The 14,573-nt window shown below is 67.1% G+C and carries 15 protein-coding genes; 9 read left to right on the forward strand and 6 right to left on the reverse strand.

What is annotated here, in order from left to right; translation table 11 throughout:
• Positions 1-17: 17 nt before the first annotated feature.
• Genes GLP40_RS26880 through GLP40_RS26900 form a run of 5 tightly spaced genes read left to right on the forward strand, consistent with a single transcriptional unit; the run spans position 18 to position 4,034 of the window.
• Positions 18-239, forward strand: a complete 222-nt coding sequence (locus GLP40_RS26880) for a hypothetical protein (RefSeq protein ID WP_154790800.1) — start codon at positions 18-20, stop codon at positions 237-239.
• 39 nt (positions 240-278) lie between these two features.
• Entirely contained in the window at positions 279-1,382 is a 1,104-nt protein-coding gene (locus GLP40_RS26885; protein WP_154790801.1) for an SPFH domain-containing protein, read from the forward strand.
• 43 nt (positions 1,383-1,425) lie between these two features.
• Positions 1,426-1,821, forward strand: coding sequence for a cold-shock protein (locus tag GLP40_RS26890; RefSeq protein ID WP_407671674.1), 396 nt, complete (start codon positions 1,426-1,428; stop codon positions 1,819-1,821).
• A gap of 51 nt (positions 1,822-1,872) precedes the next feature.
• Positions 1,873-2,973 (forward strand): ATP-dependent DNA ligase, encoded by a 1,101-nt coding sequence (locus tag GLP40_RS26895; RefSeq protein WP_328290706.1) that lies wholly within the window; start codon positions 1,873-1,875, stop codon positions 2,971-2,973.
• The gene (locus tag GLP40_RS26900; protein ID WP_328290707.1) at positions 2,970-4,034 is read left to right on the forward strand and encodes a DNA polymerase domain-containing protein; all 1,065 of its coding nucleotides are present in this window, start codon (positions 2,970-2,972) and stop codon (positions 4,032-4,034) included. The genes GLP40_RS26895 and GLP40_RS26900 overlap by 4 nt, the downstream gene beginning before the upstream one ends.
• A 153-nt stretch (positions 4,035-4,187) precedes the next feature.
• Here GLP40_RS26900 and GLP40_RS26905 read toward each other — a convergent pair whose 3' ends face one another.
• Positions 4,188-5,057, reverse strand: a complete 870-nt coding sequence (locus tag GLP40_RS26905; protein ID WP_230329980.1) for an LLM class F420-dependent oxidoreductase — start codon at positions 5,055-5,057, stop codon at positions 4,188-4,190.
• 319 nt (positions 5,058-5,376) lie between these two features.
• A complete protein-coding gene (locus tag GLP40_RS26910) occupies positions 5,377-6,207 on the reverse strand; it encodes an AraC family transcriptional regulator (protein WP_230329981.1) in 831 nt (276 codons plus the stop codon).
• A gap of 27 nt (positions 6,208-6,234) precedes the next feature.
• Here GLP40_RS26910 and GLP40_RS26915 point away from each other — a divergent pair, with 27 nt between their 5' ends.
• Positions 6,235-6,765, forward strand: coding sequence for a saccharopine dehydrogenase family protein (locus tag GLP40_RS26915; protein ID WP_154790804.1), 531 nt, complete (start codon positions 6,235-6,237; stop codon positions 6,763-6,765).
• Between the two features lie 12 nt (positions 6,766-6,777).
• On the opposite strand, the gene GLP40_RS26920 is transcribed toward GLP40_RS26915, so the two are convergent.
• The 3 genes from GLP40_RS26920 to GLP40_RS34605 form a co-directional block, all read right to left on the reverse strand.
• Positions 6,778-7,392 carry a TetR/AcrR family transcriptional regulator gene (locus tag GLP40_RS26920; RefSeq protein ID WP_328290708.1) on the reverse strand — a complete coding sequence of 205 codons (615 nt, stop codon included), beginning with the start codon at positions 7,390-7,392 and terminating at the stop codon, positions 6,778-6,780.
• Between the two features lie 187 nt (positions 7,393-7,579).
• On the reverse strand, positions 7,580-8,725 hold the full coding sequence (locus tag GLP40_RS26925) for an acyl-CoA dehydrogenase family protein (RefSeq protein ID WP_154790805.1): 1,146 nt from the start codon (positions 8,723-8,725) through the stop codon (positions 7,580-7,582).
• An 87-nt stretch (positions 8,726-8,812) separates the two neighbouring features.
• The gene (locus GLP40_RS34605; protein WP_328290709.1) at positions 8,813-9,505 is read right to left on the reverse strand and encodes a TetR/AcrR family transcriptional regulator; all 693 of its coding nucleotides are present in this window, start codon (positions 9,503-9,505) and stop codon (positions 8,813-8,815) included.
• Between the two features lie 188 nt (positions 9,506-9,693).
• On the opposite strand from GLP40_RS34605, the gene GLP40_RS26935 reads away from it, so the two are divergent.
• From GLP40_RS26935 to GLP40_RS26945, 3 genes are all read left to right on the forward strand, one after another.
• Entirely contained in the window at positions 9,694-9,909 is a 216-nt protein-coding gene (locus GLP40_RS26935; RefSeq protein WP_154790807.1) for a hypothetical protein, read from the forward strand.
• Positions 9,906-11,438 (forward strand): hypothetical protein, encoded by a 1,533-nt coding sequence (locus tag GLP40_RS26940; RefSeq protein ID WP_154790808.1) that lies wholly within the window; start codon positions 9,906-9,908, stop codon positions 11,436-11,438. The genes GLP40_RS26935 and GLP40_RS26940 overlap by 4 nt, the downstream gene beginning before the upstream one ends.
• A gap of 115 nt (positions 11,439-11,553) precedes the next feature.
• Entirely contained in the window at positions 11,554-13,014 is a 1,461-nt protein-coding gene (locus tag GLP40_RS26945; protein WP_154790809.1) for an SDR family NAD(P)-dependent oxidoreductase, read from the forward strand.
• 529 nt (positions 13,015-13,543) lie between these two features.
• Here GLP40_RS26945 and GLP40_RS26950 read toward each other — a convergent pair.
• Positions 13,544-14,476, reverse strand: a complete 933-nt coding sequence (locus GLP40_RS26950) for a LysR family transcriptional regulator (RefSeq protein ID WP_154790810.1) — start codon at positions 14,474-14,476, stop codon at positions 13,544-13,546.
• Positions 14,477-14,573: the final 97 nt, after the last annotated feature.

Here is a 14,573-nt window from a genome sequence, read left to right on the forward strand (position 1 = left end):
CGAGGAGTTCATTCGCGATGACCGACCCGGTAGTGGGCTTGACCGGTACGCTGACCTCGCCGATCCGGGGCAAGGGACTCCTCGGGGAGGTACTGGTCGCCATCCGAGGGGGAACCGAGCTCTACATCGCACGCGCCGAGGAGCCCCTCGATGCCGGCGCCACCGTCCTGGTCGTGGCCGCCCATCCGGGGCGCATCGTCGATGTTGTTGCGTGGATTCCCCTTCCGGGCGATCGATAGATCGACAACTTCTCACCACCACCTCAGAGGGAGACAGCGATGCTCGGATACCACGTTCCGGCTCCGGACCAGGCGATGCTGGTCAGCGGCGGCCGCGGCGGCAAGGACAGTGCCCCGTTCCGGGTGATCATCGGGCACGGTGCCTGGGTGGTGCCGTTGTTCCGCAAGGTGCGGTATCTGTCGCTGGCCATGTTCGAGGCCGAGATCGGCGAACGCTGTGTCACCAAGCAGGCCATCCAGCTCGATGTGCGCGCGGTGATCGCGTTCAAGGTCGCCAACGACACACAGTCGATAGTCAATGCGGCACAACGGTTCCTGTCCGAGCAGGAGCGCGAGATGAGCGTGCTGACCGGGCGCATCTTCTCCGGGCACCTGCGTTCGATCGTGGGCTCGATGACGGTGGAAGAGATCATCCGCGAGCGGCAGAAGCTCGCCGACGAGGTGCTGGTGGCCTCGAAGGTGGAGATGAGCAATATCGGGTTGTGGGTGGACTCGTTCCAGATCCAGCACATCGACGACGGCAATCTCGGCTATATCGCCGCGCTCGCGGCCCCGCACAACGCGGCGGTCAAGCGCGACGCCCAGATCGCCCAGGCGGCCGCGGCGCAGCTGGCGGCACAGGCCGAGCAGGAGTCGCAGCGCAAACAGGCGGAGTACCAGCGCGAGACGGCGATTCTCAAGGCGCAGTATCAACGCGATATCGACAAGGCCAATGCCGAGGCGGCGCAGGCGGGTCCGCTCGCGCAGGCGACCGCGTTGCAGGAGGTGCTTTCCGCGCAGGCCGAACAGGCGCGCAAGCAAGCCGAGCTGCGTGAGCAGCAGCTGCAGGCCGAGGTGGTGAAACCGGCTCTGGCCGAAGCGGATCGGGTGCGCATCCTGGCCGAGGCCGAGGCCGACCGCACCCGAATCCAGGCCGAGGCGGCGGCATCGAACAACCGGATCGCGCTGGATCAGCTGCTGATCGAGCAGTTGCCCGAGATCGTCAAGCAGGCCTCGGCGGGGTTGTCGAACGCGAATCTGACGGTGCTGAACGGCCCGGACGGTGTGTCGGAGATCGTGAACGGCATGGTGGGCCAGGGGTTGACGGTCTTCAATTCGTTGCAAAAGGCACTTTCTTCCAACAATGATCAACCCGCGGACTAGAGTGGCCGCCAGAGGGACGCGGCGACGAGGAGCGGGTGTTCAGGTGTCCATCGGGAAATTGGTGTCGTTCGACAGTTCTCGGGGTTTCGGGTTCATCCGTCCGGAAGACGGTGGTCCGGACGTGTTCGTCCACGTCAATGACATCGGGCTGGACGAGGACGAACTGCGCCAGGGGCGGGTTTTCGAATTCGATGTGACCGAGGGTGATCGGGGTCCCAAGGCGATCAACCTCGCGGTGGTGCCCGGGCAGTCGGCTCCGGCGCGGCACAGCAAGGGCAAGGATCATCGCGGGTCGGGGCAGTTGAGCGCGGCCGAGCATCGCCGGTTGATCACCGAGCTGCTGCTGGATGCCTCGCCGCAGCTGACGGCGGCGGAGATCATCACCATCCGCGACCGGCTCACGACCTTCGCCGATCAGCACGGCTGGATCGAAAACTGACAGGTTCGCACTACGATCGGTCTCGGGTCCACCGCGAACCGAGGAGGTCGTGTGCAACTGCCCGTCATGCCGCCGGTCAAACCGATGCTGGCCAAATCGGTCTCGGCGCTGCCCCGTGATCCGGGGTTGCTGTTCGAGCCCAAATGGGACGGCTTCCGCTGCATCGTCTTCCGCGACGGCGACGAGATCGAGCTGGGTTCCCGCAACGACCGGCCCCTGACCCGGTACTTCCCCGAACTGGTGGAACTACTGGGTCAGGCCTTGCCGCAGCGGTGCGTGGTGGATGGTGAGATCGTGGTCGTCACCGAGAACGGCCTCGATTTCGACACGCTGCAGAACCGCCTGCATCCGGCGGCGTCGCGGGTCAACAAGCTGGCGGTGGAGACACCGGCCAGTTTCGTGGGCTTCGACCTGCTGGCCCTCGGTGACAAGGATCTGACCGATCAGCCCTTCGCCGAGCGACGACGGATGCTGGAAACCGTGCTCGACGGCCAGTTCTCGCGCACCCATCTCACGCCGATGACCGATGACCCGGACGTCGCGGCGGACTGGTTCACCCGGTTCGAGGGCGCGGGATTCGACGGGGTGATGGCCAAGGCGGCGGATCTGCCGTATATGCAGGACAAGCGGGTGATGCTCAAAATCAAGCATGAGCGCACCGCCGACTGCGTGGTGGCCGGGTTCCGCTGGCACAAGGACGGGCAGGGGGTGGGGTCGCTGCTGCTGGGACTGTTCGACGACGAGGGCCACCTGCATCACGTCGGAGTGGCGTCGAGTTTCACCGCGGCACGGCGCAAGGAGCTGGTCACCGAGTTGGAGCCGTTGCGGGACAACGCGCTCGAGAATCATCCGTGGCGGTCGTGGGCCGATGCGGCCGCGCAGGCCAAGGCCGACGGGAAGATGCCCGGCGGGGTGAGTCGCTGGACCGGCGGCAAGGACCTGTCCTGGGAGGCATTGCGCCCGGACCTGGTGGCCGAGGTCCGCTACGAGCATGTGATGGCCGGGCGACTGCGCCACGGGGGGCGGCTGGTGCGTTTCCGCAGCGACCGCACGCCCGAATCGTGTACCTACGCCCAGCTCGATGAGGTGGCGCCCGCCGAGCTGGCCGATATCTTCGCCGAGGCCAGAAGCGCGAAAGGGACTGCGCGGTGAGCGATTCGGTGGAGCTCGAGGTGGCCGGGCACACGGTCACCATCTCCAATCCGGGCAAGGTGTACTTCTCCAAGCGCGGGGAAACCAAGCTGGATCTGGTGAATTACTATCTGGCCGTTGCCGATCCGATCATGCGTGCCATCGGCGATCGCCCGGTTCTGCTGGAACGCTATCCCGACGGAGCGTCCGGAAAATCCTGGTTCCAGAAGCGGGTGCCGAAGTCGGCGCCCGACTGGTTGCAGACCACGGTTGTCTCCACCCCCAACGGCACCACCAGCGACGCCCTGGTCGCCGTCGATATGGCCCACATTCTGTGGGCGGTCAACCTGGGCTGCTTGGGTTTTCACGTCTGGCCCACCCACGCCGGCGCCGAGGCCGCCTCCATTTTTCCGCCGGTGACGGATGCCGCCGGTAACGTTCTTCCTCCGACCGGTGTCACCGACGAGCTGCGCATCGACCTGGATCCCTCCCCCGGTATCGGTTTCGACGACTTGCGCGCCGCCGCCTTCGCCACCCGCGAGCTGTGCACCGAACTCGACATCGACGTCCGCGTGAAAACCTCCGGCTCCCGCGGCCTGCACCTGTACGCCATGCTGCAACCGAACTGGGACGGCTACCAGGTCCGCGCTGCCGCCGTCGCCCTGGCCCGCGAACTCGAACGCCGCCACCCCGACCGCATCACCGCCGCCTGGTGGAAAGAAGAACGCGGCTCCCGAGTCTTCGTCGACTTCAACCAGAACGCCCCCCACAAAACAGTCTTCGGCGCCTGGTGCGCCCGCCCCAAGGTCGGCGCCCAGGTCTCCACTCCGATCGCTTGGGAAGCCTTGGATTCGATCGTCCCCGATGACTTGACGATCGCCACCGTCCCGGCCCGAGTCGCCGAACTGGGCGACCCCTGGGCCGACCGCCTCCCCCAATCCCTCGACCCCCTGCTGGAAATGTCCGACAAGGACATGGCCGCGGGACTCATGGACGCCCCGTGGCCCCCCGTCTACCCCAAGATGCCCAACGAACCCCCACGCGTCCAACCCAGCAAGGCCCGCAAGGACACCACCGAATAGCCTTGCCCGGAACCGCTGCGCGCGAGAATTGTGAGAACACGGGCTTCGCGCCTCTCCAGAGCCGTCGAGGGCCTCGAATCACACTGAAACCGAACGATTCCAGGTGTCAGGACATCCCGGCACCCGGAACGCGTTCGGAGTGTGCGTGACCACTCAGTTCAGCCGTTCGGCCAGCAGCGGCGCGAGCGTGCGCAGCACCGGCAGGTACTCTCCGCCGACGACCTGCGCGGCGACATGGTCGGCTCCCGCGCGCACGTGTTCGGCCAGGCGGTCGGCGACCTGTTCGGCGCTGCCGTGCGCGACCACCGCGTCGACGAAGCGGTCACTGCCCGGCGCGGTCAGGTCGGCGTCGCTGAAATCGAAGCGGCGCAGGTTGTTCACGTAGTTCACCAGGCCCAGGTAGAACCCGGCCTTCTCACGGCCGACCGCGCGCGCCCGCGCGGCGTCCTCGTCGAGCACCACCTTGTGTTCGCTGACCAGCAACCTGTCGGGGCCGAGAATGCCGCGCAGCTCGGCGGTGTGCTCGGGCACGGTCAGGTACGGCAGCGCGCCGGCGCTGCGGTCGCGCGCCAGTCTCGCCACCCGCGGGCCCAGGGCCGCCAGTGCGCGGCCCTGCCGGGGGACGCCGCGGGCGTCCAGGATGTCGAGGTAGTTCACCAGGGCCTCATAGGGTTTGGTGTAGGTCTCGGTGTGCTCGCGATGGCCCACGCCGACGCCGAGCAGGAACCGCCCGGGGAATTTCTCCTCGAGCCGCAGGTAGGTGTCCGCGGCCGCCTCCGCCGGGGAAGCCCAGATGTTGACGATGCTGGTCGCCACCACGATCGACTCCGATCCGGCGAGCAACCGCTCGAAGCCGTCCCAGTCGGCAGGCGGCGACCCGCCCAGCCATACCGCGCCGTATCCGAGCTCTTCGAGCTCACGCACCGATTCGGGGCTGAACTGCGTGTAGAACTGCCATGCACCGAACTTGCCGAAGTGGTCGAATGCCATATCGTCGGCCAACACATCACGCTCGGGCGCCATTCCCGGCGGCGCTATCGAATTCCCTGCGGGCGGCCGACACCGCGTCCATGCGGCCTCGGCCCAGGCTTGTAGTCGGCTCAGGATGAGCGAGCAGGCTCTGTCCGGGCGGGGCCGGGCGGATAGTCCATGCGCACCAGCACTCGCACGGTCATGCGCCACGCCGCCAGCCCGTCGCGTCGGTGCAGCGGGCCCCCGGCGGCGGATTGGTCGAGGCGGGCCCGCTGGCAGTGCGCATCGAGGACACCTTGCGCTGTCCGAGGCCACCACCGCGCACGCCCGGTTCGGGAAGGGCGAACTGCGCGGCGGCCGGTGCCGCTCACTAGGCGGCTTCGGGCCGTCCCTGAGCGCGGAATCGCCCGGGCGCCACCCCGAATTCGCGTTTGAACGCCTTGGCGAACGCGTATTCGGAGGTGTAACCGGACTTCTCCGCGACCACCCGCAGCAGCACGTCGGTGTCGCGGAGCAGCCTTGCGGCGCAGGTCATGCGCCACCAGGTGAGATAGGTCAACGGGCCGGTGCCCAGAGTGGCGGTGAACCGCTGCGCGAACACCGACCTCGACAACCCGGCGCGGGCCGCGAGGGATTGCACCGTCCACGGCGCCGCCGGTTCGGCGTGAATGGCCTGCAGGGCGGTGTGCACGGCCGGATCTCGCAGCGCCGCAACCCATCCGGTGTCGCTGGGGTGGGCTTCGTGCCAGGTCCGCAGCATGAACAGCAGCAGCACCTCGAGCAGTGGGGCGACGGCACCGGACCCGTCCTGGGTGTCGAGTTCGTGGCCGAGCAGATCGATGGCGCTGCGCAGCGGGCTGTAGTGGCCGACGCGTGCGGGCAGATGGATCACATCGGGCAGTTCCGCCAGCGCCGGGTGCGCGCGGGAATAATCGAGATAGTAAGCGCCACACCGTAATACGGTCTCTGGACCGGTCTCGCTCCCAGGCCCACCGCCGGGGCTGTCGGCGATGGCATGGCCACGGCTACGCGGCATGAACGCCACGTCCCCGACCTGCAGGTGCACCGGTTCCCCGCCATCGGGCAGCAACCAGCACGAACCCTGCAGCACCACATGAAATCCCGCGCTGTTGCCCTGCGCCGGGAAGTGCGAGCGCCAGGGCGCGCGCTTGACGGTCCGATTGGAGTGCGGGGTGCCCATCCGCATTCCCGCGGCACCGCACGCTCGATGGCGGCCATCATGGTCGACGAGCAGATCGAATACCGTGACGGCAGCTGGCAATCGGTGCGGGAGCCGGCCTCCACCATGCTCGAACCGGGCGAGGCCGAACCGGTGCCCATGAGCCCCATCGCGCTGCCGGGTGTCTACACCATCCCCCGCCATGTCGAGACCCCGCGCGTGCGCGGGGTGATCCGCAGTGAGGTCGGGGACCTGTTCGCGGCCCTCAATTCCGAAGTCGCCGAGACCCTTCCGGCGATTCCCGACGCGGCCGTGCTCGACGCTTCCCGCTGGTTCATGCTCGCCGAAGTCACCGGCGTCGACGATCGCCGGGCCCGTGGCTGGGTAACCGGGTTCAACGCCTACGGTTCCACCACGGTCATCGCCGTAGAGGCCGCGCGCCGCCTGGTCGCCGTGGGTGCACCGGCCGGAACCCTCGCCCCGGCACAGGCATTCGACGCGGCGAGCTTCCTCGACCACCTGGCCACCACCGGGATGACCTGGCGGGTCGAGGAACTCGCCGCCGTCCGAACACGATGACCCGCTCCGAACTCAGCGCCCGGCGTCGACCTTGGGGAAGGTTTCGCCGACCAGGGTGAGCAGCGCGTCCGCGAGCAGGTGGTGAACCTGCTCGCGGGTCAGGCTGCCGCGCACGATCCACTCGCGTCCGGCCGCCTTCACCAGCCCGCCGTAACAGCGCACGAGCGCCCGCAATTCGGCACTGTGCAGCGATTCGCTCAACCCCATCATCTGGACCATGCGGTCGGCCGCGGCATAGTCGGCCTCGTCGAGGATGCGCTGCACCTCCGGGTCGTCGCCGACTCCTTCGTGCCCGGTCACCTTGACCCAGGTGCTGCCGTGCTCACTGATGGTGTCCAGCAGCCATGAGACGCTGGCATCCACCCGCTCCCGGGTCGACCCGGCGGGCACCACCATCTTCTCCGGCCGCGGCAGCGTCACCATGCGCCGCACCACCGCGAGATACAAATCCCGCTTGTTGCCGAAGTAATGGTTGATCAGCCCGCGCGCCACCCCGGCCCGCTGGGCCAGTTCGGCGGTGGACACCGCCGCATACGGGCGTTCTCCGAACATGTCGATCGCACAGGACAGGATCTGCGCGCGACGTTCGTCGGGTTCGAGCCGGCGGCGACGCGACGGCGCGTCCACGTGGTCATCGGACGCGGTCGGCTCGACGATGGCGGCGTCGGTGTCAGAGTTACCGCCGGGCCTTGGCGGCGCGGGGGTATCAGAGTTACCGCCGGGCCTTGGCGGCGCGGGGGTATCAGAGTTACCGCCGGGCCTTGGCGGCGCCGGGGTATCAGAGTTACCGCCGGGCCTTGGCGGCGCCGGGGTATCAGAGTGAGCGGGCAATGAGATCCTTCATTACCTCGTTGGCTCCCGCGAGGATCCGCAGGACCCGAGCGCCGGTGTACAGCTGGGAGATCGGGTATTCGGTCATGTATCCATAGCCTCCGAAGAACTGCAGACAGCGATCCACCACATTACCGAGTTGGTCAGTCAACCAGTATTTCGACATGGCCGCGGTGGGGATATCCAGCTCACCGCGCAGATGTTTCGAGATGCAGTCATCCAGAAAAACCCGCCCGACCTTGGCGATGGTCGCGCACTCCGCCAGCTCGAAACGGGTGTTCTGCATGGCGAACAGCGGCTTTCCGAACGCCTCGCGACCCTTGGTGTAGTCGACGGTCAGCTCGACCGCCTTCTCCGTCATCGCCACCGCCATGATCGCGGTGACCAGGCGTTCCTGGGCCAGCATCTGCATCATCTGATAGAAGCCCTGGCCCTCGGCCGGGCCCAGCAGGTTCGACACCGGCACCCGCAGGCCGTCGAAGAACAGCTCCGCGGTGTCCTGCGCCTTGCCACCGATCTTGTTCAGGATGCGCCCGCGCGTGAAACCCGGAGTGTCGTCGCCCACTTCGGCGAAGATCAGCGAGACGCCGGCCGCCCCCTGGGTCGGGTCGGTCTTGCAGGCGATGATGATGCCGTCGCACAGCCAGCCGTTCGAGATGAAGATCTTCGAGCCGGTGATGACGTACTCGTCGCCCTCGCGCACCGCGCGGGTCTTGATGTTCTGCAGATCCGAACCGGTGCCGGGCTCGGTCATGCCGATGGACAGCACCATCTCACCGCTGGCCGCCTTGGGCAGCACCCGCCGCTTGAGTTCCTCGGAGCCGAACTCGTGAAGGTACGGCGCGATGATCGAGGAGTGCACCGGCATGCCCAGTGAGCCGTCGCCGCAGTGCGCCTGCGCCTCGATGATGGCCGCCTCGTGGGCGAAAGTGCCACCGCCACCGCCATATTCGCTGGGAATGGCCGCGCACAGCAGGCCCAGTTCACCGGCGCGGTTGTAGAGGGCGCGATCCGGGTGGCCCTGGGCGATGAACTTCTCCTCATGTGGAATCACCTCCTTCTCGAAGAAGGTGGTCGCCAATTCTCGTACCGCCTCGACCTCGTCGTCGCTCCATGCGGGGCGTGCCATCGTCCGTTCCTCGCTTGCCTGAAATGGGTGCGCGTCAGCGCCTCGCCCATCAGGGTGCACGGCTATTGGCGGTGTGTCAACAATGCGTCAACAATCACCCGACCGGGACTGATTCACCTCGGCGAAGGTCGCGAAGATCGGAGTGTCCGCATCCACCTCGACCCCCTGACGCCGCAGGAAACCATCGATGAGGCCCCACACCAATTCCGTCGCCTGATCGATGAACTCCGCGGTCTGCTCACCGGTCGGCGCATCCGAATCCGACAGCCACAGATCAGTGATCGACACCACCGCCCCGACCAGCGCCCGCGACAGATAATCCACCCCCGCCGTATCGAGGGGCACGGCCTGGGCCACCGACCGCGCCAGCTTCTCCAGCCGCCGCGCCGCCTCCCGACCCAGATCCAGTTGCAGCACACCGGCCCCCGACTGCCGCAACACCGGCGCCTGCCCCAGATACCGGAAAACATTGGGGTGCTCCAGAATTCCGTGCGCGTACTCGGTGAAGACGCGCCGCAACGCCACCCGCGGCGGCTGCAGCATCAACGTCATGTCCGCGCCCGCGGCCGAAAACGCCCGCCGCGACATGCGCGCCGCGATCTCGGTGAACAAATCCCCCTTGTCCGCGAACTGCCGGTACAGCCGCGGCTTGGTGATCTGCGCCTCCCGCGCGATGTCATCCATGCTCGGACGCGGACCCGCCCGATCGATTACGCGGATCGCCGCATCCACGATGTCCTCACGGGTCACCACCCGCGATCGGGCACTGCTACGAACCACGGGCGAAGCATACACGTACCACCGGTACGCACGAGTCCCGCGACCGCACTCCGAAGAAGCACTAAAGTACCGGCAGTTCACGTGAGACAAGCCACAGCCTAGGTCACCCGACGCGGATTGATTTCAGACAGAACGTACTACCAGTATCGATTTCCGTACTGGCAGTATGAACAACCGGAAAGACGCCGATGTCAGACGCAGCACGCCAACTCAGCGACACCCTGCGAGCACCCCTGCCCGCAGCCTTCGACCAGCTCACCGACACCGACCTGGCCGAACTCGACCGCCACCTGAAAGCCGGCATGGCCCGCCGCCGCGAAGCCCTCGACGCCGCCATCGGCTCCTCCCTCGACATCGTCCCGCGCCTCATGCGCCCGGCCATCAAGAAGGCGCTCGGACTATGAGCGAACACCTCGTCGCCGTCGCCGAGATCACCAAACTCGCACGCCTGCTCGGCATCTCCGACGCCACCGAACTCGACTTCCTCGCCGACCTGCCACCGGCCGCCATCCGCGAATACCGCGAACGCGTCACCGACAGGCTCTTCGACCGGGACACCAAACGCCTCGAGGGCATCGCCACCGCCAGCAAGATCGTCCCCGTCGGCATCAGCGCCAAAATCGCCGAACGCGCCTTCGGACCCATCCTCTGCGCCGCCATCGCCAGCGCCGTCGAACCCCAGCGCGCCGTCGACATCGCCAAATCACTGCCCTCGAAATTCCTCGCCGAGTGCGCCGTCCAACTCGACCCCCGCCGCACCGCCGCCGTCATCGCCGCCGTGCCGCCCAGAATGGTCACCGACGTTGCGCGCGAACTACTTTCCCGAGGCGACCACATCACCATGGGGCGCTTCGTCCACGTCGTCCCCGAACCCACCCTGCGCGCCACCGCCCCGGTCATGAGCGATCCCGACCTGCTGCGCATCGGCTTCCTCCTCGAAGACAAGAACGCCATCGACGACGTCCTGCACGTCCTCGCCGACCGCGTCCCCGGCATCATCCGCTCCGCCTACGACCAGAGCATGTGGGCCGAAGGCATCGACCTGCTCGACTCCATCTCACCCCACAACCGCCCCTGGATCGGCGACATCACCGCGGGACTCGGCGGCGACGTCCTCGACGGCCTCATCACCGCCGCCACCGAACTGGACGCCTGGTCCACCCTGCTCCCCATCACCAGCGCCATGAGCCACAACAGCCTGCGCCTGTTCGCCGAACGACCCACGGTCCACACCGACGAGGTCCTCGCCGCGATCATGGACGCCGCCCTCGACGGTGGCCAATGGATCAACCTCCTGCCGCTGGCCTCCCACTTGCCCGCGCCCCAGCTAGCCTTCATCGCCGCCCGTGTCGGCGAACAGAGCGACGACCAACTCGGCGACCTCATCCGCGACGCCCACACCGCCGACCTATGGGCGGCCATGATTCCCGTCGCCCTCGCCCTCACCGACGACCACCGCCGCCGCATGGCCGGACTGCCCGTCATGACCGACCCCGAAGTCCTCACCGCCGTCATCACCGCCACCGCCGACAATGACCTCTGGTCCCAGGCCCTGCCGCTGGTCGACGCCCTGCCCGAGACCACTAAACCCACCCTGGCCTCCCTCATCGGTGGCCTCACCCGCGAACAAGTCCTCGTGGCCGTCCTCACCGCCTCCCGCAGCGACAACATCCACGCACTCGTCGACATCACCCTCGCCCAGGACCAGCAGGGCCGCATCCGCGTCCTCGAAATCATCGACAATATGGACGACATCGAGGAATTCCTCTCCGCCCTCACCCCCGAGACTCCGGAACCGGTGTGGCAGGCCCTCATTCAGGTCCGCGACGAAATCCCCGCCCGCCTGCGCACCCTCCTCACCGAACGCGCCCGCGAACTCGGACGCGACGACGACGCCGGCGAACTCGATACCGTCCCGGCAGCCACGAACTGACAGCCGCACGGTCCCGAACGCCCGGCCCCGCAACGGCCGGGCGTCTTCGCTATCCAGCCCTTTGAGAGAATGGCTCGTCCACCACCCCGCGCACGAAGGATCACCACAGCTTCCGATGGCCGAGCAGACCACACCGGCACCACCGACCGACGCACCGGCCATCGACCCCGACGAGCTGGCCATCTGCCTGCGCGTGCTCGAACAGGCAGGACAGCTCGACAAGGAACACCCCGACTCCGTCACCGTGCAGCGGGCCGTCGGCCACATGTTCAAGAAGTTCAAGCAGAACAAGCGCCTCGCCGCCCGCGACGCCATCTCCGTCGCCGACAAAGAAGTCGTGGCCGCTACCGCCACCGGCTCACCCCACCGGATCGACGACGAAACCGCCGGAATCCCGATCAGCTCCACCGCCACCGGCGCCAGTGCGGGCACACTGCTGCGACCGCGGCCCTGCTACATATGCAAACAGCGCTATACCCGCGTGGACGCGTTCTATCACCAGCTCTGCCCCGACTGCGCCGCCAAGAGCCACGCCAAGCGCGACGCCCGCACCGACCTCACCGGCAAGCGCGCCCTGCTCACCGGAGGACGCGCCAAGATCGGCATGTACATCGCGCTGCGACTCCTACGCGACGGCGCGCACACCACCATCACCACCCGCTTTCCCAATGACGCCATCCGCCGCTTCGCCGCCCAGCCCGACAGCCCCGACTGGCTCCACCGGCTGCGGATCGTCGGCATCGACCTCCGCGACCCGGCACAGGTGGTGGCACTCGCGGACGACGTTGCCGCACAAGGTCCGCTCGACATTCTCATCAACAACGCCGCCCAGACCGTCCGCCGAACCGCCGGCGCCTACAGCGCCCTCGTCGAAGCCGAGAACGGGCCGCTGCCCGCCGGCGAACTGCCGGACGTGATCAGCTTCGGCAAGACCATGCAGGCACACCCGACCGCGCTCACCGCCTCCCTCACCCCAGGTCTAACCGCCACCGATATCGCCGACCTCGCCCTGATCGCGGGATCGGCCACGCCCGAACGCATTTCGCAGGGCATCGCCATCGACGCGGGCGGCCTGGTGCCCGATCTGGCGCACACCAACAGCTGGGTGCAGACAGTCGGCGAAGTCGACCCCACCGAACTCCTCGAAGTGCAGCTGTGCAACTCCGTCGCGCCATTCATCCTCATCTCGCGCCTGCGCCCCGCCATGGCCGCCGCACCGGCCCGGCGCAAGTACGTCGTGAACGTCTCGGCCATGGAAGGCGTCTTCGCACGCGGCTACAAGGGCGCGGGCCATCCGCACACCAATATGGCCAAGGCCGCGCTGAACATGCTGACCCGCACCAGCTCCCGCGAGATGTTCGAAGCCGACCAGATCCTCATGACCGCCGTCGATACCGGATGGATCACCGACGAGCGCCCGCACTACACCAAGGTCCGCTTGGCCGAGGAAGGCTTCCACGCACCCCTCGACCTGGTCGACGGCGCGGCCCGGGTGTACGACCCGATCGTCCGCGGCGAAGCCGGCGACGACCTCTTCGGCTGCTTCCTCAAGGACTACGAGCCCTCCAACTGGTGAACCGGCTCACCCCGACGAGCCCTGGCCCCTTCGCCTCTTGGCAGGTTTCGAGGTGATGGGGCTGGTTCAGGACCTTTTCGGACGATCGAAGACACATGTTTAGATGCGCATATTTCCGTATAGGTATTATTTGTTAGGTCGTGGATCAGGTTGCGGATCGCCTACCCGACTCAGTGATGAGAAACGCCGGCCGCTCACTCAACCCGACGCCCCTCCACACCGACATCCCTTGCTACCCACCTGCGGTGCCAACGGATGCCTGGCCCCTCCCCCACGATCGAAGGCGGCGCCGCGCAAGGAGTATCCGGTCGAGCTCAGCGCGGGCCGTGCGAATGCAGTCGCGCAGAAACGCCCCGAACTCCGCGCGTCATCCGACCGGTTCCAGTTTCCATGCCAATCAAAGCTCGAAACGCATTTCACATATTGATAACTGGACGATTCTTGCTGAACCGCTCCCAGACAGAGCACCAATTCAATGTGATGAATAGATTAATTCCATGCGAATGATGTGGCCGCGGCCACCAGGCGATCAGCCTGCCACCGCTCGCACCAACGGGACTTCGGAATAATCTCGATCCTTGGGAACATCGACACGGCAGGTGTCGACGAGTTGCCGCACGGCGGGCGACAACTCGCGCACGACCAGCGACGTCTGCACCACTACTTCCGGATCGGTGAGCCGGCGGAAGGCGACGCGCCGGGTGGGCAGGGCGGTGGCGGCCTCCTCGTAGAGCACCGTCCACGACGGCTGTCCGGATCCCAACAGCGCCAACGTGTTCTGCACGGTGGTGAACGCGCCCCCGATCTGCGGGGTGAACCCCGCCGAGCCGCACGCCCGCAACACCGTGTCCACGAAGGTGCGATTGGATTCGCGCTTGGACAGCCGCAGTGGAATCGCCGAGAGCCGCCGGAAGGGCAGCGTCGACTCACCGGCCAGGGGATGCTCAGCCGGCAGCGCCGCGACCAGGCGATCCGACCACAGCGGTATGGCCCGCAGCCCGGAAATCGGTCGCAGCATCCGGATGAACGCGGCGTCGAGCTGCCCGTCGGCTACCCGCGCCAGCCGCTCGGAGGCGGGCAGGCTCTCCAGCACGATCTGGGTCGTCGGCGCTTGGTCGTGCAGCGCGGCCAGAATGTGCTCGAGCCGAGTGGTCATCCCGTCGGCGGTGCCGATACGCAATTGCGCCTGCATGTTCTCGCGACGGGCGAGGTCCTCGGCGAGGCCGGCGAACTGGTCGGCGGCGCCCAGGACGACCCGCGCCTGCTCGAGCAGGCGATGCCCGGCCGCAGTGAGGCCCACCCCGCCCGCGGTGCGATCGAACAGCCGCAGACCGAATTCGTTTTCCAGCGCCTTGATGCGTTGACTGACGGCCGGCTGAACAATGTGCAGTCGCCGGGCGGCACGCCCGAAGTGCAATTCCTCGGCGACCGTGACAAAGCTCGCGAGATGCCTGAGTTCCATACACGCCCCCCGTTTGTGCGCAACTGGTTTCGCGGCAAATCCTACCACCGGCGAATGAGAGCGGCTGGTTTGTAGGTTCAAGAAAGATACCTGCCGG

The organism is Nocardia aurantiaca, from assembly GCF_009708175.1.
In the GTDB taxonomy this organism is placed as follows: Bacteria; Actinomycetota; Actinomycetes; order Mycobacteriales; family Mycobacteriaceae; genus Nocardia; species Nocardia aurantiaca.